The sequence below is a fragment of the Paenalicyclobacillus cellulosilyticus genome, from assembly GCF_014647315.1.
Taxonomy (GTDB): domain Bacteria; phylum Bacillota; class Bacilli; order Alicyclobacillales; family Alicyclobacillaceae; genus Alicyclobacillus_J; species Alicyclobacillus_J cellulosilyticus.
In genome coordinates, this window is record NZ_BMOY01000023.1 from 19,261 (window position 1) to 40,357 (window position 21,097).

General features: G+C 64.9%; 23 protein-coding genes and 1 riboswitch. Of the genes, 9 read left to right on the forward strand and 14 right to left on the reverse strand.

The genetic code is table 11. The annotated features are described in order from the left end of the window. Window positions 1-59: 59 nt before the first annotated feature. Window positions 60-1,289 (reverse strand): bifunctional diaminohydroxyphosphoribosylaminopyrimidine deaminase/5-amino-6-(5-phosphoribosylamino)uracil reductase RibD, encoded by a 1,230-nt coding sequence (ribD, locus tag IEX97_RS08255; protein ID WP_188882312.1) that lies wholly within the window; start codon window positions 1,287-1,289, stop codon window positions 60-62. Window positions 1,290-1,473: 184 nt separating this feature from the next. Beyond that, a riboswitch (FMN riboswitch) is annotated at window positions 1,474-1,623 on the reverse strand. Window positions 1,624-1,944: 321 nt separating this feature from the next. Here ribD and IEX97_RS08260 point away from each other — a divergent pair. Further along, window positions 1,945-3,825, forward strand: a complete 1,881-nt coding sequence (locus IEX97_RS08260; RefSeq protein ID WP_188882314.1) for an APC family permease — start codon at window positions 1,945-1,947, stop codon at window positions 3,823-3,825. A gap of 26 nt (window positions 3,826-3,851) precedes the next feature. Here the strand turns inward: IEX97_RS08260 and IEX97_RS08265 are convergent, their stop codons facing one another. Both IEX97_RS08265 and IEX97_RS08270 read right to left on the reverse strand, forming a co-directional pair. Further along, window positions 3,852-4,712, reverse strand: a complete 861-nt coding sequence (locus tag IEX97_RS08265) for a serine O-acetyltransferase (RefSeq protein WP_229776663.1) — start codon at window positions 4,710-4,712, stop codon at window positions 3,852-3,854. A 78-nt stretch (window positions 4,713-4,790) separates the two neighbouring features. After that, window positions 4,791-6,089 carry an Nramp family divalent metal transporter gene (locus IEX97_RS08270; protein ID WP_188882315.1) on the reverse strand — a complete coding sequence of 433 codons (1,299 nt, stop codon included), beginning with the start codon at window positions 6,087-6,089 and terminating at the stop codon, window positions 4,791-4,793. Window positions 6,090-6,324: 235 nt separating this feature from the next. On the opposite strand from IEX97_RS08270, the gene IEX97_RS08275 reads away from it, so the two are divergent. Next, complete coding sequence (locus IEX97_RS08275) at window positions 6,325-6,897, forward strand: undecaprenyl-diphosphatase (RefSeq protein WP_188882317.1); 573 nt, start codon at window positions 6,325-6,327, stop codon at window positions 6,895-6,897. Between the two features lie 119 nt (window positions 6,898-7,016). Here the strand turns inward: IEX97_RS08275 and codY are convergent, their stop codons facing one another. The 5 genes from codY to IEX97_RS08300 form a co-directional block, all read right to left on the reverse strand. Then, window positions 7,017-7,799 carry a GTP-sensing pleiotropic transcriptional regulator CodY gene (gene codY / locus IEX97_RS08280; protein ID WP_188882319.1) on the reverse strand — a complete coding sequence of 261 codons (783 nt, stop codon included), beginning with the start codon at window positions 7,797-7,799 and terminating at the stop codon, window positions 7,017-7,019. A gap of 210 nt (window positions 7,800-8,009) precedes the next feature. Then, on the reverse strand, window positions 8,010-8,699 hold the full coding sequence (locus IEX97_RS08285; protein ID WP_188882320.1) for a class I SAM-dependent methyltransferase: 690 nt from the start codon (window positions 8,697-8,699) through the stop codon (window positions 8,010-8,012). Between the two features lie 62 nt (window positions 8,700-8,761). Then, complete coding sequence (locus IEX97_RS08290) at window positions 8,762-8,947, reverse strand: hypothetical protein (protein WP_188882321.1); 186 nt, start codon at window positions 8,945-8,947, stop codon at window positions 8,762-8,764. 135 nt (window positions 8,948-9,082) lie between these two features. Then, window positions 9,083-9,700, reverse strand: a complete 618-nt coding sequence (locus IEX97_RS08295) for a helix-turn-helix domain-containing protein (protein WP_188882322.1) — start codon at window positions 9,698-9,700, stop codon at window positions 9,083-9,085. Continuing rightward, entirely contained in the window at window positions 9,697-9,906 is a 210-nt protein-coding gene (locus IEX97_RS08300) for a helix-turn-helix domain-containing protein (protein WP_188882323.1), read from the reverse strand. The genes IEX97_RS08295 and IEX97_RS08300 overlap by 4 nt, the downstream gene beginning before the upstream one ends. A gap of 393 nt (window positions 9,907-10,299) precedes the next feature. On the opposite strand from IEX97_RS08300, the gene IEX97_RS08305 reads away from it, so the two are divergent. Together IEX97_RS08305 and IEX97_RS08310 are read left to right on the forward strand one after the other, a co-directional pair. After that, complete coding sequence (locus tag IEX97_RS08305) at window positions 10,300-10,920, forward strand: GNAT family N-acetyltransferase (RefSeq protein ID WP_188882324.1); 621 nt, start codon at window positions 10,300-10,302, stop codon at window positions 10,918-10,920. Between the two features lie 183 nt (window positions 10,921-11,103). Further along, window positions 11,104-11,601: a helix-turn-helix domain-containing protein gene (locus IEX97_RS08310; RefSeq protein WP_188882325.1), complete on the forward strand. Its 498-nt coding sequence runs from the start codon at window positions 11,104-11,106 to the stop codon at window positions 11,599-11,601. A 7-nt stretch (window positions 11,602-11,608) separates the two neighbouring features. On the opposite strand, the gene IEX97_RS08315 is transcribed toward IEX97_RS08310, so the two are convergent. The 3 genes from IEX97_RS08315 to IEX97_RS08325 form a co-directional block, all read right to left on the reverse strand. After that, window positions 11,609-12,607 carry an aldo/keto reductase gene (locus IEX97_RS08315; protein ID WP_188882327.1) on the reverse strand — a complete coding sequence of 333 codons (999 nt, stop codon included), beginning with the start codon at window positions 12,605-12,607 and terminating at the stop codon, window positions 11,609-11,611. 158 nt (window positions 12,608-12,765) lie between these two features. Further along, the gene (locus tag IEX97_RS08320) at window positions 12,766-13,209 is read right to left on the reverse strand and encodes a DinB family protein (RefSeq protein ID WP_188882328.1); all 444 of its coding nucleotides are present in this window, start codon (window positions 13,207-13,209) and stop codon (window positions 12,766-12,768) included. A 196-nt stretch (window positions 13,210-13,405) separates the two neighbouring features. After that, the gene (locus tag IEX97_RS08325; protein WP_188882329.1) at window positions 13,406-14,305 is read right to left on the reverse strand and encodes an aldo/keto reductase; all 900 of its coding nucleotides are present in this window, start codon (window positions 14,303-14,305) and stop codon (window positions 13,406-13,408) included. Window positions 14,306-14,433: 128 nt separating this feature from the next. Here IEX97_RS08325 and cls point away from each other — a divergent pair, with 128 nt between their 5' ends. From cls to IEX97_RS08350, 5 genes are all read left to right on the forward strand, one after another. Further along, the gene (gene cls, locus IEX97_RS08330; protein WP_188882330.1) at window positions 14,434-15,888 is read left to right on the forward strand and encodes a cardiolipin synthase; all 1,455 of its coding nucleotides are present in this window, start codon (window positions 14,434-14,436) and stop codon (window positions 15,886-15,888) included. Window positions 15,889-15,988: 100 nt separating this feature from the next. Further along, window positions 15,989-16,915 carry a TIGR01777 family oxidoreductase gene (locus IEX97_RS08335; protein WP_188882331.1) on the forward strand — a complete coding sequence of 309 codons (927 nt, stop codon included), beginning with the start codon at window positions 15,989-15,991 and terminating at the stop codon, window positions 16,913-16,915. A gap of 216 nt (window positions 16,916-17,131) precedes the next feature. Continuing rightward, entirely contained in the window at window positions 17,132-17,572 is a 441-nt protein-coding gene (locus IEX97_RS08340) for a GNAT family N-acetyltransferase (protein ID WP_188882332.1), read from the forward strand. A 150-nt stretch (window positions 17,573-17,722) separates the two neighbouring features. Continuing rightward, window positions 17,723-18,034 carry a DsrE/DsrF/DrsH-like family protein gene (locus IEX97_RS08345; RefSeq protein ID WP_188882333.1) on the forward strand — a complete coding sequence of 104 codons (312 nt, stop codon included), beginning with the start codon at window positions 17,723-17,725 and terminating at the stop codon, window positions 18,032-18,034. A gap of 17 nt (window positions 18,035-18,051) precedes the next feature. Then, entirely contained in the window at window positions 18,052-18,288 is a 237-nt protein-coding gene (locus IEX97_RS08350) for a sulfurtransferase TusA family protein (protein ID WP_188882334.1), read from the forward strand. Between the two features lie 240 nt (window positions 18,289-18,528). On the opposite strand, the gene IEX97_RS08355 is transcribed toward IEX97_RS08350, so the two are convergent. The 3 genes from IEX97_RS08355 to IEX97_RS08365 all read right to left on the reverse strand — a co-directional run bounded on the left by IEX97_RS08355 (window position 18,529) and on the right by IEX97_RS08365 (window position 21,067). Further along, window positions 18,529-18,699: a hypothetical protein gene (locus IEX97_RS08355; RefSeq protein WP_188882335.1), complete on the reverse strand. Its 171-nt coding sequence runs from the start codon at window positions 18,697-18,699 to the stop codon at window positions 18,529-18,531. A 199-nt stretch (window positions 18,700-18,898) separates the two neighbouring features. Continuing rightward, a complete protein-coding gene (locus tag IEX97_RS08360) occupies window positions 18,899-19,807 on the reverse strand; it encodes a DUF1861 family protein (RefSeq protein WP_188882339.1) in 909 nt (302 codons plus the stop codon). Window positions 19,808-20,011: 204 nt separating this feature from the next. Further along, a complete protein-coding gene (locus IEX97_RS08365; RefSeq protein ID WP_229776669.1) occupies window positions 20,012-21,067 on the reverse strand; it encodes a BtaManbiosPhlase in 1,056 nt (351 codons plus the stop codon). Between the last annotated feature and the right edge of the window lie 30 nt (window positions 21,068-21,097).

A 21,097-nucleotide genomic window follows, 5' to 3' on the forward strand; every position in this document is an offset into this window, starting at 1 on the left:
CACGGCGCCGGATCACGCCGGATGGCGCCAGGCCGGACACTCACGGACAGACCGGACACTCACGGATAGACCGGGTACCCTGTGATCCGAACGTCTTGGCCTACGACCTCGACGGACACGTCGCAGAGCGCCACCGCGTCCGCCATGCGCGCCGGCTCCTCCCCGGCGAGCGCCGGCCGGCCGCCGCCAAGCAGCTTCGGCGCGACGTAGTACACCACCTGATCGATGAGCTGCGCGCGGAGCAAAGCACCCGCCAGCCGCCCGCCGCCTTCCACCAGCACACTGTCGATCCCGATATCCGCCAGCGCCCGCAGCGCGGCATGCAGATCGACATGGCCGTCCGGGCCGGCCGGAACGGGGATGACCTCCGCACCCGCGCGGGCGAGCGCCGCCGCGCGGCTGGCCTGCGGATTTCCCCCCGCCCCGCCCGCTGCCTCGGTCGCTCCCCCGTCTTCCGCCGCTGCTTCGGACATCGCCCGGCAGATCACGACGGTGCGGCCGGGCTCCTGCAACATGCGGGCGGAGGGCGGCAAACGGAGCGAGGAGTCGAACACGACACGCACCGGCTGGCGCACGCTCGCCGCCGGCGCGGTGCGGACCGCATCTTCGCCAGCGTGGCCGCTGCCGCGCTCCGCCTCGCCCGCGTCGGCGCCCATGGCCGCCGGACGGACGGTGAGGCGCGGGTCGTCGGCGAGCGCCGTCTCAATCCCCACCGCCACCGCCGCAACCTGCCGGCGCAACGCCTGCACCTGCGCCCGCGCCTTGGGTCCGGTGACGTAAAAGCTGTCGCCCGCCGCGGTGGCGATCCGCCCGTCGAGCGTCGCCGCGCACTTCCAGATCACCCACGGCCGCCGCTTCGTCACCCAGGTGAAAAACGCCTCATTCTGCCGCCGCGCCCGCGCCTCGAGGACGCCGACGACGACGTCGATGCCCGCGGCGCGCAACCGCGCGATACCACGGCCCGCGACCTCGGGGTTCGGGTCCACGCACCCGACCACGACCCGCCGCACGCCGGCCGCAATCAACGCCTCCGCGCACGGCGGGGTGCGTCCGAAGTGGCTGCACGGCTCAAGCGTCACGTACACCGTCGCGCCCTTCGCCGCCTCCCCCGCCATCTGCAAGGCGTACACCTCGGCGTGCGGTCCGCCGGCGTACAGGTGCGCCCCTTGCCCGACAATCCGGCCCGCATTCACCACCAGGGCGCCGACGACCGGATTGGGCGACGTCTGCCCGCGCCCCATCTCCGCCAATTCCAGCGCCAACGCCATGTACCGCTCGTCCTCGCTCACCGCGCCCTCCAAACAAAACGCCCCTGTCGGCGACAGGGGCGAGCGTGGACAAACGCATGACCAACACCATACGACCGCGCAGGTTGCTCCAAGGGCCAGCCGCGCCACGCACGTTGCGGACAGCCGGTTCATCCGCCATCCGGCCATTCCGCCGCCCGTTGATGCCTGGCGCCCAACCTGCACACACTTCCTTCTTTCATCCGGACTATACCGTCGGTACTGGACTTTCACCAGTTCGTGCCTTGCGGCTCGTGGACTTCGTGCTCCTGGCCGAGCACGTCACCACCGGTCGGGAATTGGCGCCGACGCGCCTCACCCTGCCCCGAAGGAATATGCACTTGTGCTCCCGGGGACCACGCGCTGCATGAACACCCGGGTTCTACCTCATCATAAGCCTTGGCACCGCAGGCGCGCAAGCCAAGGCGCAACCGGTCAAATCGCGTGCAATTTGAAGCTATGCGGATTGCGAATTCGCGCTGCAGCCTTGAACCTGGCGCCGGCTGACGCGGGCGGGATGTATGCGCTTGCAAGGCCGAATTCCAGGTTTGCAGCCGTCATAGCCGTGCGGTACAGTCGTTCCGTCGTGCATGATTCGGCGGCGGCCGCCCCCGGGCAGGGAGCGGGGCGGCCGCCAGGACTGGGGTCAGAGAGTCGTATGGTAGACAGCCTCAAACGCATCCTGCTCGGGCGTCCGCTGAAGACACGCGAACACCAGCATGTCCAGATCGGCATTTTCCGCGGCATGGCCGTCATGACGCCCGACGCCCTGTCCAGCGTGGCGTACGCCACCGACCAGATGGAGATTGTCTTGGCCCTCATCATCGGCGCTGGAGCTGCGAGTCAGTATGTGACGAACGTGCTCGGCTACTCCATGCTCGGGACGTTCATCATCGCAGTTCTGGCGTTTTTGTTGTATCTGGCGTACCGCAACATCATCCGCCACTACCCGAAGGGCGGCGGGGCTTACGCCATCGGCCTGAACGATCTCGGCCGCTTCTGGGGCCTCTCCGCGGCGTCGACGCTCATCGTCGGCTACACCCTCACCGTGGCGGTGTCCATCGCGGCGGCCATTGACGCCATCGGCCCGGTGGTGCCGTTCATCGGCCACCACAAACTCTGGTTCAACATCCTGCTTACGCTCATCATCATGGTCATCAACCTGCGCGGCACCGGCGAGTCGGCGACGGTCTTCGTGCCGTTCACGTACGCGTTCATCGCCAGCATCTTCCTCATCGGGATCGCGGCGGTGGTCAACGCCCTCATGCATCCGGAACAGGTGCACCTGCCCACCCTCTCGGGCATGGCCGCGGTCAAAGGGATGACCTTGTTCCTCTTTCTCAAAATGTTCGCCAGCGGCTGCAGCGCCCTCACCGGCGTCGAAGCGGTGTCCAACTCGGTCCCCGTCTTCCGCGAACCGTCCGTCAAACGCGCGCAACGCCTGTTGCTCCTCCTCGTCCTGACGTTGAGCACGATGTTCATCATCGTTTCCGGCGTCGCGATGATGCACGGGTTGACGTACAACCCGGAAGTCCCGCTCATCAACCAGGAGGCCATGACGCTGTTCGGGACGCACGGCTTTGGCTACGTGATTACGGTCCTCATCTCGGTGAGCACGATGTGCATCCTCGCCATCGCGGCCAACACCGCGTTCACCGGTTGTCCGGCCCTCTGGTCGTCGATGGCGCGGGACGGGTTCATGCCGCGTTGGATTCTGCACAAAGGCGGCCGGCTCGTCTACAGCAACGGGATTCTGTTTCTGACGTTCATCTCGCTGCTTCTGACCATCGCCTTTGACGCCAAGGTCAGCCGGCTCATCCCGCTGTACGCGGTTTCGGTGTTCTACACCTTCACGGTGTCGCAGCTCGGCATGGTGGTCCGGCTCTTCCGCGAGCGCGGGAAGAACTGGATCGGCGCAGCCGCCGGCAGCATCTTCGGCCTCATCATGACCGCCACGGCCTGCCTCATCTTCGGCATCACCCGCTTCCGCGACGGGGCGTGGCTGGTCATCGTCTGCGTGCCGCTGATGGTCTTCGCCTTCAACAAAATCAAAAACCACTACGAGTGCGTGCGGGCGGAGTTGAAGTACGACTTCTCCGAGCCGTTCACGCTGGAGGAACCGGGTCTGACCATCGTCCCCATCGCCTCGGTGAACAAGGCGTCCGTGGCCGCGCTCAAGTATGCGGCGAGCCACTTTGAGAACGTGATTGCGGTGCACGTGGTGACCGGGGACACGGAAGAGGCGATGCAAGAGGCGACACGGAAGATTGAAGCCGACTGGGAGCGCCTGAACTCAGGCATCCGGCTCGTCGTCATCCACTCCCAGTACCGCTCGGTGGCGCGCCGGCTGCAGCGGTTCGTGGAGTTCGAGCTGGAACGCTACAAACCGGAGAACGTGACCATCGTCATCCCGCACTTCCTGACGGCCAAGTGGTGGCACGCGCTGCTGCACAACAAGACGGCCACCTATCTCATCGCCTGGCTGGTGTTCAACAAGCACGTCAAGGTCATCACCGTGCCTTATCAACTGCACCGGTGAAGCCAAGCGGGCCCCGGCAGGCCCGCTCACCCGTGCGCACGCGTCTCCACCATCGATTCCGCCTGATATCGCACCTTGGAATACGGCGGCACGCTCGACGTCACCCAGGCGTTGCTGCCGATGACGCTGTGGTGGCCGATGACCGTGTCCCCTCCCAACACCGTGGCGTGGGCGTACAAGACGACGTAATCCTCCACGGTCGGGTGGCGCTTGGTCTTGCGGACCATCTCCCCCGCCTCGTCGCGCGGGAAATACAGCGCACCCAGCGTCACGCCCTGGTAGATCTTCACATGGTTGCCGACCACCGCCGTCTCGCCGATCACGATGCCCGTGCCGTGATCGATCATGATGCCCCGGCCGATGGTAGCGCCGGGGTGGAGATCGATGCCGGTGACGCGATGGGCGTACTCGGTCATCATCCGCGGCAACAGCGGGATGTCGAGCTGGTGCATGATGTGCGCGGTGCGGTACACCGTGAGCGCGAACAGGCCCGGATAGGTGAGGATCACCTCGTCGTAGCCGGTGGCGGCCGGATCCCCTTGATAGGTTTCGACCACGTCCTCGTACACCATCTCCTGCAGCTCGGGCAGGCGGGAGATGACCGCTTCCGCCTTCGCCTCGGCAACACTGCGCGTCTGCGGCGTCGCCTCCCGTTCGATGCAGCGCTGGAACATGGCGCGGTGGATCTGGGCCGCCATCACCTCGCCGAGCGCATCGATGTTGGCCGTCAAGTCCCTGCCGCCGCCAAAGTAGTTGGGTAACAAGACTTGGTGCAAAATCCGCACCATCCGGTCTATTTGATCAGGCTCCGGGTGGCACACCCGCCCCTGAAACCATTTGGCGCAGTTCTCGCTGAGCTTGCGCGCAATCTCTTCCCGCGACGTCACGAAGCCGTCACTCCTCTGCCCTCGCCACACTGGCCGTATGCGGTCACTTCCTTGGCATTCACGTTCAGTATACTCCGCTCACCCTGCCAGCCACAACAACACGGCGTTGAGCACCAGGATGGCCGCCGTGATGAGCCGCGCCAACCACTTGAGCCACCAAGGATTGACCAAGGCGCCCATGAAACGCCGGCGGTTCGTGAAATAGAGCAGCGTCAGCAAAGGAGCCGGCAGCGCCAGGCTCAGCACGACCTGGCTCAAGACCAGCACCTGCATCGGATCCGCCCCGCTCGCCACGACGGCGATGGACGGCAACATCGTCACCAGACGGCGCACCCAAACCGGGATCCGGAACCCGACGAACCCCTGCATCACCACCTGCCCGGCCAAGGTGCCGACCGCCGAGCTGGACAGGCCGGACGCCAGCAGGGAGACGAGAAAGACGGCGGCGGCAAACGGTCCGAGCAAAGGCGTGAGCATCCGGTAAGCGCTCGCGATGTCGGCCACGCCCGCATGGCCGGTGTCGTGAAAGACGCGCGCCGCCATGTACATCATGGACAGGTTCACGCCGCCGGCCACCGCCATCGCCAAGACCACGTCGAGGCGCTGAAAACGGTACACGCGCACGGCTTCCGCTTCGTTGCGCGGGATAATCCGCCGCTCCGTCAACCCCGAGTGCAGGTAGATGGCGTGCGGCATCACGGTGGCGCCGACGATGCCGGCGGCCAACAGCACGCTGTGGCCATCGCCCAGCCACGGCGTCACCAGGTGGCGGACCACCTCACCCCACGGCGGAGACGAGATCCCGGTCTCCACCACGTAACACAGCGCGATGACCGCGAGAAAGCCGCCGATGAACAGCTCCAACGGGCGAAACCCCAGACGCTGCAACGTGAGGATGACGTACGTCACGACACCTGCGGCGAGCGTCGCCTGCCACAGAGCGATGCCGAACAAAAGGTGCAACGCCAGGCTGGCGCCGAGAAACTCCGCCACGTCCGTGGCCATGGCGGCAAGCTCCGCCACCCCCCACAGCACGAAGTTCAATCCGCGCGGCAGGTGCGCCCGGCACATCTCCGGCAGGTTCTTGCCTGTGGCGATGCCGAGCTTAGCGGCGAGGTTCTGAATCACCATCGCCATCAGGTTGGCGAGCAACACCACCCACAACAACCGGTAACCGTACGCCGCGCCGCCCTGGATGTTCGTCGCGAAGTTGCCTGGGTCGACGTACGCGATGGCGGCGATGAGCGAGGGTCCGATGAACGGCAGGACGGCGCGGATGCCCCGGCGCTGGCCGGATATGGCCAGGCGGCTCGCCTGGATGGCCCGGCTGTCCGGGTGCTTGCGTTGGATGGCGTGTGCCAACGACGCTTGTCGCATCCTCTCCCCGCCTCCTTCCGTCTTCCCATCGCGCGATCGCGCCCTGCGCAATTGCCACTGCCCCATCGTATTCACCTCAGCCAACAAAGTTGTACGCAAGACAATCTTTTTCACGCAGGAAACTTTCTGTGAAGAGTATACCGCAACGGCCGCCGTACATCCAGTCCGCACTTGGCGCTGCCCGCGCCCATCCCGTATGATAGGCATGCACGGCGTATTTTTGGGAGGCATGGCTGTGAACCGCTTTGATCTGTCGCTGTTTCACGCGCTCAACCAACACTTCGGGCACTCGCCCTTCGATCCGCTGTTCATCTTCTTCGCCAGTTACCCGCTGGAGGTGTACGGGTTGGCGCTGTTGGCCGCGTGGTTTACGTTGCCGCGCCAGGACGAAACGCGACGGCACGCGCTCGTCGTCGCGGTGGCGGGGGGTGCGATAGCCCTCGCGGTCAACGCCGTCATCGGCGCCATCTGGTTCCGCCCGCGCCCGTTCGTCGTCCTGCCGGGCGTCCACCACATCCCGCACCCGCCTGACACGTCGTTCCCCAGCGACCACACCGCCGTCGGATTTGGCATGACGAGCGGGTTGTGGGGACGCGCGCCCAAGTGGCTGAGCTGGCTGTTCACCGTGGTGTCCGCCCTCGTCATGGTGTCGCGCGTCTACGTCGGCGTCCACTGGCCCACCGACGTGCTGGCCGGGATGCTGGTCGGTGTGGTGAGCGGACGCCTGGCGCACCTGTTCTCGCGTTGGCTCCGGCCCGTGACCCAATTCGGCCTGCGGCTGTTCCGCATGGGCCACTACGCCCGGTAAGAGACAAAACACAACCTGCCGCCGCACGAGAAAGGGGCTGTCCCGTCCGCGATGTGCACCGCGTTGTCGGGGACAGCCCCTTGAACTCCTTACGCCGCGCTGCCGGCGTGCACCGCCGTTCACCGGTCGAACTGGCGGTTGATCTCCTCTTCGATGTACGGGTTGAGGATCCGCAGGTGCGTCCCCTTCATCCCAAGGGAACGGCTCTCCAGCGTGCCGGCGCTCTCCAGCTTCCGGATGCTGTTCACGATGACCGACCGCGTCACGCCGTGCTCGTCGGCGATTTGGCTGCTGACCACAATGCCGTCCGGAGACTGCTTGACCGCGTCCAGCAGGTACTTCGCCGCCTGCAGCTCGGAATAACTGAGCGATTCCACGGCCAGGTGCGCAAGGGCCCGCAGCCGGCTCTCCTGCTCTTTGCCCTTTTGGCGCGCATGGACAATCTCCAACGCGACAATGGTGGCGGCGTATTCCGCCAAAATCTGATCTTCTTCGTCGAACGGATGGGATGAGCGCGCAAACAACAGGGTCCCTTGCCGTTCCCGGGCGCCAATCACCGGCGCGATGGCGATGTACTTGGAGCGGAACGATTCGTTCTCCTCCGGGGAGAACACGTAAAACGCCTCTTTGTTCTCCAGGTTGATGACCGTCTGCTCGATGTTGAGCAGGTGCTTGTTGAAGTCACCCGGGAACCGTTGATCCTTGGTCATGATCTGCAGCCATTCTTCGGTGAGCGCGTGCTCCGCGACCCCGTAGCCGAGGATCTTGCCCTTGCGGCCGACGATGTACACGTTGCACGACATGACGCGGCTCAAAAACTCCGCCACCTCGTGAAAATCCACCTGTTCACTCGACGAACGCAACAGACGACCCAGCTCTTGCACCTTTTCCAGCAGTTTCACCGTCGATTCTCCTAACCCTCGCAATATTCGGGGATATCCCCTATTGTCATACTCTACCACTTAACATTCTGATACTTCCACTGTCGCGTGATTCAGTTTGCGCGCACCCGCGTCATTTTACACCTTTCGACATCATTTTGCACGGTGTGCAACCCTGCCTGTCCCAAACTGACACAAAAATGTCACATCGCCGCCGTTTCTTCCCGGCCATCACGCCTTGGCCGCCCCGTCTTTACTTTCCCCCGGCGGGTCGACTTTCATGATTTGCGCCAAACCGTCCAGCACCACGGCGCGTTCCGCCACGGTCAACCCGGCCGCCCGGACGATGCGGTCCATGTCGCCGTGATGCGTCTGCTGGCGGGATGCGGCGGTGGCCCATGAGATGAGGCTGTCCCGTTCAAAATCGTGCAATTGCCGCTTCTCGCAATAGATGTGCGCGCTCCAAGGATTCATCTCCCGCGTCGGGCACAAGAGCACAATCTGGGCGCCGGGCTTGGCGACGCGCGCCAACTCGCGCAGGACCTGCACCGGGGAAACGTTGGCGAACAACAGGTTCATGCTGGTGACGACGTCAAACGACGCGTCCGCGAACGGCAGCGCCGCCATATCTGCCGCCGTGTACGTGACGTTGCGGATGCCGAAATCGCGGGCAATCCGGCGGGCGCGCTCAATCATCAGCGGATGCACGTCCACGCCGTCCACATGGTGCGCGCGTTGCGCCAACAACAGCGTGAACCGCCCCACCCCGCACCCGGCCTCCAGGATGCGCTGCCGGTCATGGATCCCAATCCAGTGGATCAAGGTTCTCTGGATGAGGCGGTTCCAGTCGGTCTGGCCCACCATGTCGAAAAAGTCGACGAGCTGTTTGATGGAGATGGCCCATCCCCTCGCTTTCCCCACGCGTCGTTTGCTCAAGCAAGACAAACCGTGAACACCCGGGCCAGATTGACGGCCAGACCACGCTATCGATGCAGGGACGCGACGATGTCCAGCAGGTGTTCGACCTCGGCGATGCGGTGCGCATACTCCGCCTGCCGCTCCGGGGGCGCCTCCTTGCGCTCCTCCTGCAACACCTTCAGGCGCCGGTGCAAGGTCCGCAGCACCTGGCGCAGCGCATCCTGATACCCAAGCTCCGCCTCCGTCGACACAGCCTTGCCCCCTCAATCCCCGAACCGCACTGTGCCCGCCAGCCGCGCACCGCACCGTGCATGCGCCGCGCTGCCGGGCGTAAGACCGCGATCGCGATGTTGCATGCGGAGTTCATTATATCATACTGCATTGCCTTAAAAATCCTTTTGATGCGCGCCTTCAGATATCTGCGCGGCGACGCGCGTATCCGCGAACCGCCGCGCGCGATCCCGCCAGTACTGCGCGGCGAGTCCGCGGCCGCACGACGCGGCGACGGAGGCGTTCACCCATGCGGACGCGGCCAACACCCGCCGCCTGGCCAACGCGGGCAAATCCGGCATCCCGTGCTGCAGCCACGCGTCCGTCAGGCGCCGGTCCGCCTCCCGCCATGAACCCGCGATGGCGGCAGCCCACGCGGCGTACACGGCGATTTCGAACGGGCTGACCACCGTGGCGGCAACCGCCAGCTCCGCCTGCAGCGCCGCGGCGTCCCGGCGCACGGCCGCCTGCCACAGGCGCGCCCGCATCCGTTCCCGCCCGCGCCAAGCCCGCCATTCGGCGAGGAGTTCCTCTTCCGGCAACTCGAGCCGGCGGGCCAACTGCACGAGGGTGGCCTCCGACGGGAACACCCTGCCCCGCTCAATGTGGCTCAGCATCGTCTGGGTCACGATGCCTTCCGCGAGGGCCCGTTGCGACAGGCCGCGCCGCTTCCGCCACGCGGCCAGCCGAAGCCAGGGCAGGCTGGGATGACCGCTCACTTCGGATCGTCTCACTTCGAATCATCTCCGACCCACAGTTCGCTGATGGGCACCCCGAGCGCCTCCGCAATCCGCTGCAGCTTCACGATGTTGTGTCCGCGCACGCCCGCCTCCACCGCATAGACGTAGCTGACCGATACCCCCGCCCGCCGTGCCAGCTCACGCACCGACAGGTTCTGCTGCAAACGGTGGAACTTGACCCTCGCGCCGAGACTGTCCATACCTCGCCACTCCTTTGCATCCGCGGCCCGCGCCGCGCCGCGTCCACTGCCGGGCGCACAGCCACGTGGATTCTCCTATTGTATAAATTGTAACGGATTTGGGCGGCGGATGGGAGAGGTTTGTTCTCGATTGCGTATGTTGCGGCGGCCAAAATCCGGCCCCGGCCCGGCTGGCGGCGGATAGCTTGCCCTGGATCGTAAGGTCCACGCCTCTCGTCGCGACATCTCTTGGCCCCGCCCTGCGGCCGGCAAAATCAGGGGGCTGCCGTGCGCTGGCTGTCGTCGCGGGATGACGGACGAACAGAGCGCGATCTACACTTGCAGCGAAGATGAAGATGAAGATGGAGATGGAGAGGGAGGATGCGCCGCGGGCGAAAGGAGAGGCGAAGGGCGGTGGACAGACATCCAGCAAACGGCACCCCGGACAGACACGCCGCATACCAAGCACAACGGCGCTTGCGTTTCATGCCCCTGCGCCCCATCCACGCGGCGCAGCTCTGGCAGCATGCGGCGTACGACCCGTGGTGGCCGCTTCGCAACCGTTCGGAAACGGCGTTTGCCAGGTACCTGGAAGAGATGCGGGCAGCCGAGGTGCTCGGATACGGCCGCTTGCGCGTCGCGGCGGCATGGTCAGGCGAGACGGCCGACGTCTTAGGTTGGGTGACGTGGAGCGTCTGGCCGGAAGATATGGCTCCCGGCGCAGGCCGGGTGGTCGAGGCGGGCACGTATCTGGTGCCTGCAGCCCGCGGCCAAGGATGGAACGCAGACATCAAACGGCGGCAGGCGGCGGTGGCGTTTCAACAGCTTGGGGCCGCCTGGTTGGTGTTCCTCATCCCGGAGGACAACCGGCTGGCGCGGCGCGCCATCGAGAAGTTGCCTTGGCCGTGGCGCGTGTACCGTGAAGAGGAGGAGAGCCCGTTTCGCGCCGGGATGGCGCGGCGGCGGTTTGCAACCGGCCAGCGTCTCTGGTTGTACGCCGTGGCGCGGCCGGACGACCGCCCCGGCCGCGCATGATGGCCGCACCAAGCACCCCGCATCCGTACACAAATGTGTACAGATGCGGTTTCATGCACTATAATGGCGATGAACCCATCGATGAACCCATCCTGCACGGACGAGCCGGAGCCCGCCCAGCAACCGTGCCATGAGGATATACGCGCCATGAGGATACACCTGAAGCGAGAGGAGGAGCGGCGCATGCCAAACATCGCCCAGACTGTGGCACAACTCCGCCGGCAGGCCGGCTGGAGCTTGCGTGAGCTGTCGCAACGCACCGGCATATCCATCAGCCACCTGAGCGCCATCGAGAACGGCAAGCGCCCGCACCCCTCATTTCAAAACATGGTGCAAATCGCCGCCGCGTTCGGCGTGCCGTTGAGCTACTTTGTGGAAGACAGACAGGATGAGGGCAATCACGTCCCCGCCGCGGCCGACACGGCCGTGGCGGATGCGGCCGTGTCCCGCGCCTATGAGCGCTCCCACACCGTCCGCGAGCATCACGTGGCCGAGCGAATGGCCAGGCTCTACGACGCCGCCACCATCGAGTTCATCCTCTCCGACGACGCGCCCCCGTATGTCGCATTCGCGCGGCAACTGCCCGAACTGCGGCAAGACGTCCCGCAGCTTCTGCGGCGGATTGCGGAATGGCTGGAGACGGCGCCCCGCCAGCGCGGCGAGCGGCCCTTTGCACCGTGAACCATGCTCAGCGGTCCTCTTTGCGCCGCGGCAGCATGTACCACAGCTGGTTGAGCCAAGCCAGTTCCTCGTCGGTGAGCGGCGGCAGCTCGGCGGCCCGCAGGCTCGCGTCCAGTTGCTCCGGCCGGCTGGCGCCGATGATGGCCGAGGTGATGCCCGGCTGCTGGATGACCCAGCGCACCGCCGTCGTGGCCATATCGTAGCCGCGCTCGCGGCACCATCCTCGGTACAGCTCGATGACTTTGAACGTCTCTTCCTGCCAATAGCGCTGGCGGTACAAATCACCGGCGCCGTGGCCCAAGGTGAAGCGCGTCCCCTCCGTCAGGTCGCCCGGAGATTGATACCGTCCCGTGAGCATGCCGCCCGCGAGCGGGTTGTAGCAGATGATGCCCACGCCCTCCGCCACACAGTACGGGACCAACTCATCCTCTATCATCCGGAACAACAAGTTGTAGCGCGGCTGCACGCTGTCGATGCGGACCAGGTTTTTCAACTCCGCGATGCCCTGCGCCTTCGCAATCTGCCACGCCCGCCAGTTGGACACACCGATGTAGCGTACCTTGCCTTGGCGGACGAGATCGTCAAACGCCCGCAGCGTCTCGTCGAGCGGCACCGTGGCGTCGAACTGGTGCGCCTGGTAAAGGTCGATGTAGTCGGTGCGCAACCGGCGCAGGCTGCCCTCCACCGCCTCCATGATGTGCTTGCGGCTTAGGCCGCGATCGTTGGGGCCCGGCCCCATGGCGCCAAAGCACTTCGTGGCCAGAATCACTTGATGGCGCTTTCCCGCCAGCCACTCGCCGAGGATGGACTCCGTGGCCCCGGCGCGCTCGAGCCCGCCGCCGAGGGGATAGACGTCGGCGGTGTCGATGAAGTTCACGCCGGCGGCCAACGCCTTGTCGAGGATGGCGAACGCGGTCTGTTTGTCCGCCTGGTTGCCGAACGTCATCGTGCCAAGGCACAGACTCGGCACCTTGAGGCCGGATTTGCCGAGCGATCTCGTCTCCATACGCCCGCTCCTTTCCTTCCTGCTCGTGACCTTGTGCCTGCGCGGCGCGGGACGGACGGGCAGGTTCCGCACACACGGCCCCCCGCATCCGCCCGCTTCCGGCACACGCGCGGCCCTGTGTGCATCAGCCGGCCAAGCGTGTCCACCGGCCGGCCGATTCAGCCGGCCAACAGCTTCTTCACCAGCGGAATCTGCCCGCGGTGGTGCGTGGTGTGTGCGATGGCGTACGCAATCAACTGGCGCTTGTTGACCTCGCCCACGCCGAGCTTGGCGCCAAACTGGTCGAGATCGGCCTCGGTCAAGCCTTCCAGCACCGACCGGGCGTACTCCAGGCTCTCCGCCCACAGGGCTTTGATCTTCGGCACATCCCACGACGTCGCCTTGAACGGCGCCCCCGCGTCGATGTCCGGCGTCTCGCCTTTCACCTGTGCGAAGAAGCGGCGCTCCACCAACGCCGTGTGCTCGATGATGGAGGCGATGTTGTTGAAATCGGGTCGCGGCTTTTTCACCCAGTCCTCATCCGACAAGCCCTCCAGCATCTTGTCGACCGTCGCGTGCACGTTCTTGAGCAGTTGGAACAGGTCCGCCACTTCCTTGATCACGGCGCCATCCACTCCTTTCCGGTTCTCCCCGCCGCTCCACCGTGCCAGCCTTGCCCATCGCCCGGCCAAGCGACGCCGCGGCGGGTGTCCCCATCCATTATACGCCATCTGCAGGCAGCGGGCTGTCCACGCGAATCCTGCCCGCCAGCCCCCGGCACCAAGGCGCTTCCCGCCCGCGCGGCGGGATGGGCGCCGCTCATTCCTGCCCCACCCAGTCCGGCTCCGCAACCTCGCGCCAGCGCTGCCGGATGGCCTCATAGTCGTCCTTCGTCAGGAGCCCCGCCTCGACGATGGCCGCGTTCTGCAACCAGCGGTCCGGCTTGCTCGTTCCGACGATGGCCGTGTGCACGCCGGGCACGGACAGGGTGAAACGCAGCGCCGTGGCGACAATCTCCTCCGGATGATGCTGCAAAAACGGGTACGCCAGCTTCTGCAGCCGCACCCAGTACGTGTGGTGGTAGGCTTGTTTCGGCGGCTCCGCTTTGTCCCGCCATGCGATGTTCGCCACCGGCCGCTTGGCGATGACCCCCATGCCGCGCGCCATGGCCTCGGGGATGGTCAGATCGATGGCCTCTTGGTCCGCGATGTTCACCGACGTCTGCAGCGTGTCGAAGCGGCCGGTCCGCACCGCGAACAGCGCGTCCTCCCGGTCGCCGCTGTATCCGATGAACCGCACCTTGCCGGACGCCTTCGCCTTCTCCAACACCTCAATCACGTCGCCCCGCTGCAACACCGAGAGCGAGCAACTGTGCAACTGGACGAGATCGAGATAGTCGGTGCGCAAGCGGCGCAGGCTGCGGTCGATGCTCTGTTCCAAGGTGCGCGGGTCCCAGTCGGGGCCATCGAGGCCGCTGGCGTGGCCGCACTTGGTGAACAGGTAGAACTCGTGCCGCCGGTGCCCGACCGCACGGCCGATGAGCTCCTCGCTTTCCCGGTAGCACTCCGCCGTGTCGATCACGTTCAATCCCGCATCGAGCGCGCTGCCCAAGAGCCGCTCCACCGTCGCCACGTCCGCGCCCTGAAACCCTATCTCCGCACCGCCGAAGCCGAGGATGCTGACTTCCATGCCGGTCTTGCCCATGACTCTGCGCTCCATCTCGTTCCCTCCCCAGCAACTTGTGCCATCCGAACCCCATTCTACTCCTTTGCATCCACAAGCCCAACCAAAGGGGCATACGTGCCGCGCAGCCGAGCCAAGCTAGTAGGGTTCGGGAGGGATGAGATGTGAAGGTCTGCCTGCTGCTGTACGCCGCCCACGCCACCCTCGTGGTCTGGGTCGCGTTGCGCGAGGCGCGCCACCCGGGCCGCGGTTTCACGTGGTGCGTCCTCGCCACGCTCTTGCCGTTTCTCGGGCCGGCCATCTACGCCGTCGCCGCCCGGCCCGTGCCACGCCGCCCCTTGGCCCGGACCGCCGCATCGGCGCCAATCGGCCACCAAAGCCACCTGGAACATCCGCTCTGCGCCACGATGGCGTCGGCCATCGCGCGGCTCACCGGCAACCCGGCCGTGCCCGGGCGCGTCTCGGTGCTGACCAACGGGCCGGAGAAGTACGACCGCCTGCTCGAAGCCCTGCAGCGCGCGCGCCGCAGCATCGACATCGAGTACTACATCTTCCGGGACGATCACGTCGGCCGCTCGGTCATGCGCGCCCTCATCGCGCGCGCGGAGGCGGGCGTGACCGTGCGCTTTCTGCGCGACGGGCTCGGCAGCCGGTCGCTTCCGCACACCGCCATCGCCCAAATGGCGGCCGCCGGCATCCAGTGCCGGACCTTCTTCCCGCTGCGGTTCCCGTGGCTGACCCGCCGCCTCAATCACCGGGACCACTGCAAGATTGTCGTGATCGACGGCGAGGAGGCGTTTGTCGGCGGCATCAACGTCGGCGACGAGTACACGGGGCGCTGCCCACGCACCGGGTTCTGGCGCGACACCCATCTGCACCTCACCGGACCCGTCGTGGCGCAGCTCGCCAAGGTGTTTCAGGTCAACTGGGCGGCGGCGACGCCGGATGGGCACGGACAGCGCAAACCACGCGCAGCGCGGCTGGCCATGCTCCACGCCTTCCGGGCGCAGTGGATGGCCGAGTGGGGGGCGGACCTGATCCAACTGCACAGCGAACCGGAGACGTGGTTTGAGGCCTACGTGCAGACCGTCGAGAGCGGCCCCGACACCCCGGCGGAAAACGTGCACCATCTGTTCTTCCTGTGCCTCACCGGAGCACACCGGACGGTCGACATCACCACCCCGTACTTCGTGCCGGACCGGGATCTCGTCATGGCGCTGCAGTCGGCCGCCTTGCGCGGCGTCCGGGTGCGGCTCCTGGTCCCGGCCCGGGTCGATCACCCCATCGTCGGCTGGGCGAGCTGGACGTATTATGAGGAACTGTGCAACGCGGGAGTGGAGGTCTATCTGTACGAGCGCGGCGTGCTCCACGCCAAGGTGATGACGGCGGACGACCGCGTCGCCGTGGTCGGGGCCGCCAACTACGACATGCGCAGCTTTCGGCTGAGTTACGAGATCGCGACCGTGGTCTACAGCCAGGAGGCGGTGCGGTCGCTCACCGACCAGTTCGAGCGCGATCTCGCCGACAGCACGCGCCTGACCGCGGCAGGCCTGCGCCAACGCGCACCGGTTCCGGCGTGGTTGCAGCAGGCAGCGCGCGTGTTGGCCCCGCTGCTTTGAAACGCTGCGCCGACCGGACCCCTCCCGCCGCAGCCACCGCCGCGGTATAATCGAAGAAAATTCGCACAGGGCTTCGAACAGGTCATGGAGGCGATCCGGCGTGCGCGTGGTGGTGTTGGGCGCGAGCGGCTTCATCGGCCGCCACTTGACCCGACAATTGGAAGAGGATGGGCATCGCGTCGTGATCGTCCGCCGCCCGTACACGGCGGAGCGGCTGCTCATGGTGTTGGAAGGCGAACCGCCCGCCGCCACGGCGCCCATCGGCGCCGATACAGCCGGCCCGGCGCCCGGCGAGGCTGAGCCGTACGCGGTGGTCAATCTGGCGGGGGAATCCATCGATCGCGGCCGTTGGACCAGGCGCCACAAGGCACGCATCCTCTCATCGCGCCTTACCGTCACGCAAGCCGCCGTCACGGCGATCCGGGCGGCGCGCCGCAAGCCCGCGGTGCTCGTCAACGCCTCGGCCGTCGGGTACTACGGGACGTCCGGCGTCCTCACCTTCGATGAGCAGAGTGGCCCGGGAACCGGTTTTTTGGCGGACGTGTGCAAGGCGTGGGAGGAAGCCGCCCGCGCGGCCGCCGCCGAGACGCGGGTCGTGTTGGCGCGCTTTGGCATGGTGCTCGGCCCGGACGGCGGCGCCCTGCCGCGCATCGCCACACTCTTCCGGCTTGGACTGGGCGGCCGCGTGGGCAGCGGCGAACAGTGGGTGTCCTGGGTGCACGTGGCGGACGCCGCCGGACTTGTCGCCCACTGCCTGACCAACGCGAAGCTCGCCGGACCGGTGAACGTCGTCGCGCCGCATCCGGTGCGGATGGACACCTTCACCCGCGCCCTGGCCCACACCCTCCACCGCCCGCACGGGCTGTCCGCACCCGCCCCCTTGCTGCGTTTCATGCTCGGCGAAAAGGCGGACCTCTTGCTCACCGGCCAGTGCGTCCTCCCGCGGCGCGCCTTGGCCGCGGGCTATACGTTTCGCTTCGCGAACCTGGAGTCTGCGCTGGCGGACCTTCTCGGCCGCATGGAGTGAACTCGAACGATAGATGAGCATGAAGGTGATCCACCCACGACGGCGTCAGGCTGGTGAAACGCATGCTTTTGGCTGCTGTTCGACCCAGATGATGTCGCGAATGACATTTTGGATGCTGCCCGCTATCTTGTGCGAGCGTGAGCTGGAGGTATTGCGATGCCTCTTCAAAATGGGAATGTGCGGATACGTCCTGTAGTTTTGCCGGATGACGTCGAGTTGGCGCTCCCATGGTATCAAGACCCTGAAGTCCTGTACTACTCGGAGGGCGGACCCTCTGCCTTGCCCTACGATCGCGATCGAGTCGAACGAATGTACAGGTATCTCTTACAAAAAGGGGAAGTGTTCATTATCGAGGTGGCGATAGCAGATCAATGGACAGCGATCGGCGACGTTGCGCTGTGCCCCGATTGCCTGCCCATAGTCATTGGCGACGGGCGTTACCGTTCCATCGGCATCGGCGGAAAGGTATTGGACCTCATCATCGCGCTCGCCAAGTCACGGGGATGGGACAAACTGCGAGTCAACGCCGTGTATTCGTTCAACGAGCGATCGCGGCACTTGTACACATCTCGGGGCTTTGCAGAGGTGAAACGCTACGTCGACAGCGAAGGGAACGAGTGCATAGCCATGGAATTGAATTTTCACAACACATCCTAAACTGCTTTCCACGGAACGCGGCACTCGTGGCCGGCAGTCTGAAGCTCATGAGCAACCGGTCGACTAGGCACACCAACTCCTGCTCAACCGACTCTGCGCATTGTTGCAACTAACGATTTCGCCATCAATTTGTGCTCAGTGTGGGAATACATGGCGGGCCCTTATGACGTAAAGCGCAGCCCGTTTCAATCATTTTTCAATCCTCATCGGTTACCTTATAGCCATCCACCGAAATCCCCTGCATTCCCCTGTGTGCAGCGCGGCGAGCCGCGCTGCTTTTTTGCGTCGAAGGTTTTGGAACAGGCAAAAAGCCTTGGGAACGTACGCATTCACGCCTGTGCCATGACCGCCGATCTGATGGGCTTGACCGTGGACGACTTCGAACTGGTGGATGACATCGTCGGCGTCGGCGAATTCGTTCAGATGGCGTCGGAAGCGGCGACGACCATGTACATTAGTTGAAGGGAGGCTGTGCGGCGATGGCATATCAGATTACACAAGAGATTAACGCGCGTGGCAGCTTTTGCCCAGGCCCGATGATGGAACTGATTCGGGCCATCAAGTCGGGCGCGGTCGGAGACGTGATTGCGGTACTGTCTTCAGACCAAGGTTCGCGCCGCGACATCCCGAAATGGGTGGAAAAGGCAGGCCATGAACTGGTAGCGATAGAAGCTTGCTACGGTTACGATCGCATCATCGTCCGCAAGCGGAAATGAGCATACGTTCGCGATGACAGGACACGGACAATGGTACACCCGTCCGGCAAACCCGTAGCCGATGCGATCCATGCGGATGACCTCATGATGGGTCCATCGCAATGATTGGTCCATCGTCATGATTGGTCCATCGCATTCCTTTTCGCGCGCGATAAAACAGGCGCGGCCGAAGCCTCACGGCTTCGCACCGCGCCTGCCCTCTATCCTCTCACGGAAGTTTTCAGTCCATTCCCCTCTCTGTCAGCGCTGATTCGCCGGGACCCGCACCTGGTCACGGCGGAGCACCTCGACCTCGAACCCATTGAGCTCGAGGAGCTTCGCCTGCTTGTCCGCCACCTTGCGGGTCATCGGAGCACTCAGGTGCCAGGTCCCATGCTTGCCGTAACGGATGACGTACGCCTTGTCGTCCATGTGTGTCACCTCACCTTGACGGACTTACCTTGAGTATAGCGCACCGTGTCGAAACAGTCAGGTTTTTGTCGAAGGCAAATGTGTCTGTTTTTTGACATTTTTCCAACATCACGTACAGGCGTACCGACAAACGCGCGGGCGGCTCACCGCCGCCCGACACCACGCATTTCTTGATTCCCGTCACGCCTGTTTCTAGCCGTCACTCCTGCTCATACTCATCGAACGGATCCGGGATCACAATCCGGTGTGCCTCCGCATCGTTGACACCGGTGTACAGCACCGCCCGGCCGTCCCCGAGCCGCACCAAACCCCCGCTGAACAGGACGTCCTGCAGCTGCGGGTTTTTCGCCGCGCGCACCTGCTGGAAGTTGTCGCGCGTCGCGATGATTTTGATGGGCGAGGTTTCGAACGTCTTCGGATCGAACACGAACACCATCGCCCGGTAGTGCTTGTTCATCTCCTCGCTGTAGCAGGCGATGTGCCCGAGCACCCCGATGAGGCCGTTTTTCAAGATGTGGAGTTCATTCGCGCCGCCCCACTCGTCCGGGGTGAACAAGCCGTGCAAAATCCTCGCCTGCGTGATGACCCGCGGCGTCAGGTCGTCCAAGTGGTCGATGGTCGTGTACCCAATCTGACCGCGGCCCCAGATGTCCCCGTGCGGACGCGTGAACACCCCAATCCGCCCGTCCGGCAACTCGACCAGGCGGATGTCTTTCATGAACTGCGGACCCACCGCAAACAGACGCAGATCATTGATGTTCTTCCCGCGGTAGAAGACGGTGCGAAAATCAATCTTGTCCGGATGCACCGGATTCGGCCAGACTTCCACGCCGCCAAAGACCAGTTCCCCGTGGATACGGGTACGGAACGGGTCCTGCATGTTATGGAAACAACGCGTATTCGGGCGCGGCACCCACACATCGCCCTTTTGCGTGAAGAACATCACGTCCGAGTATTCGGTGTCGCGCGCCTCCACGCGACCGGCGATGACCCATTCGCCCTCGTCCTCAAACGGCGCGGTGATGTTGTACACGTCACGTCCGTCGACACCTTCGAAGTTCAGCTTTTCCCCGCGCAGATCGAGGTGTTTGCTTGTGAACTCCTGCATCAGTTCGGCAGAACTGCGCGCACCAACCGCGGTCCTCAACACGGCGAATCCTCTCCCTGCTGCGATGCCATCCGCAATCTACATTCTACTTCTCTATCGTCGCATCCTGTCAGGAAAGCGCGGGGCTGGCAGCGCTCCCACTTCCATCGACAAGGGATGCGAACACGCCGGCCGCACGGGGATGACCCGCCGCGCGGTCCGTGTTCATACAGGTTCCAAGGTGTTCAGAATGTCTGCCAACGGGATGTCCGCACACGCCATCGACGTATCCGACACCCCATAGTACATTCGTACCACATCTCCTTGCAATAGGGCGCCGCAGGAAAACACCACATTGCCGAAGAACCCGTGGATCTCGTAATCCGCCTCGGGTTCAAGGATGGGTTGGGCGGAGCGGGCGATGACCCGCGACGGGTCATCCAGCGCCAAGAGCGCCGCACCCATGCAGTAGCGGTGCTTGGAGTCCGCGCCATGGTACAGCTCCAGCCACCCATGCGGCGTACGGATGGGAACCGCACCCGCCCCGATGCGGGCACTGTCCCAGCGGCCGGGCCGCAGGCCGAGCAGGTGACGATGGTTGCCCCAATGCACCAGATCCGGCGACTCGGCAAGCCACACCTCCGGCGCCCCATTGCTCGTCGGCACCGGTCGGTGCAACATATAGTACTTGCCGCCGATGCGCTCCGGGAACAGCACCACATCCTTGTTTTCCGGCGGCAGAATGACGCCGTGGCGCCTGACCGTGCGAAAGTCCCGGGTGGACGCCAGGCCCACGCCGACCCCCGCCGGGGAGACGGCGGTGTAGGTGATGTAGTACGTGTCTTCCATCTTCGTGATCCGCGGGTCCTCCACCCCGTAGGTCTCGAGCGCCGTCTCCGGATACAAGAACGGTGTCTCGTCCACCGTGAAGTGGACACCGTCCCGGCTGCGCGCCAGGCGCAGGTATGAGATGGACGTCAGGTACGCAAACTTGTGCGAGCCCGCCCAGGCGACGGCGCGCGGGTCCGAGAAGTCGTAGCGCGCGTCCGAACGGCGCAGCGTGTGGACGACGAGATCGCGCAAGGCAGGGTCGTAGACCGGGACGGCCACCTCGTCGGGGTCCGCGGCCACGGGACGTTCCGCCACCCGCAGCAACATCAGCACCTCGCCGTCATGCTCGGCGATCCCGGCGTTGAACGCGCCAATCACCTCAAACCCTGGCCGGTGCGGCTTCACATCCTTCCACAGATTCCGCGCCTGATCTTCGGGCAGGGGACGAATTTCGACAGGAATCCAACCTGTGCACAGCGA

What these genes read in the sequence shown, in the direction of transcription:
- IEX97_RS08355 (WP_188882335.1), bottom strand. Translation starts at nt 18,699, where the DNA reads ATGGACGACAAGGCGTACGTCATCCGTTACGGCAAGCATGGGACCTGG.
- IEX97_RS08260 (WP_188882314.1), top strand. Translation starts at nt 1,945, where the DNA reads ATGGTAGACAGCCTCAAACGCATCCTGCTCGGGCGTCCGCTGAAGACA.
- IEX97_RS08310 (WP_188882325.1), top strand. Translation starts at nt 11,104, where the DNA reads ATGCCAAACATCGCCCAGACTGTGGCACAACTCCGCCGGCAGGCCGGC.
- IEX97_RS08350 (WP_188882334.1), top strand. Translation starts at nt 18,052, where the DNA reads ATGGCATATCAGATTACACAAGAGATTAACGCGCGTGGCAGCTTTTGC.
- IEX97_RS08325 (WP_188882329.1), bottom strand. Translation starts at nt 14,305, where the DNA reads ATGGAGCGCAGAGTCATGGGCAAGACCGGCATGGAAGTCAGCATCCTC.
- IEX97_RS08270 (WP_188882315.1), bottom strand. Translation starts at nt 6,089, where the DNA reads ATGCGACAAGCGTCGTTGGCACACGCCATCCAACGCAAGCACCCGGAC.
- IEX97_RS08315 (WP_188882327.1), bottom strand. Translation starts at nt 12,607, where the DNA reads ATGGAGACGAGATCGCTCGGCAAATCCGGCCTCAAGGTGCCGAGTCTG.
- IEX97_RS08360 (WP_188882339.1), bottom strand. Translation starts at nt 19,807, where the DNA reads ATGCAGGAGTTCACAAGCAAACACCTCGATCTGCGCGGGGAAAAGCTG.
- IEX97_RS08345 (WP_188882333.1), top strand. Translation starts at nt 17,723, where the DNA reads ATGGCGGGCCCTTATGACGTAAAGCGCAGCCCGTTTCAATCATTTTTC.
- IEX97_RS08300 (WP_188882323.1), bottom strand. Translation starts at nt 9,906, where the DNA reads ATGGACAGTCTCGGCGCGAGGGTCAAGTTCCACCGTTTGCAGCAGAAC.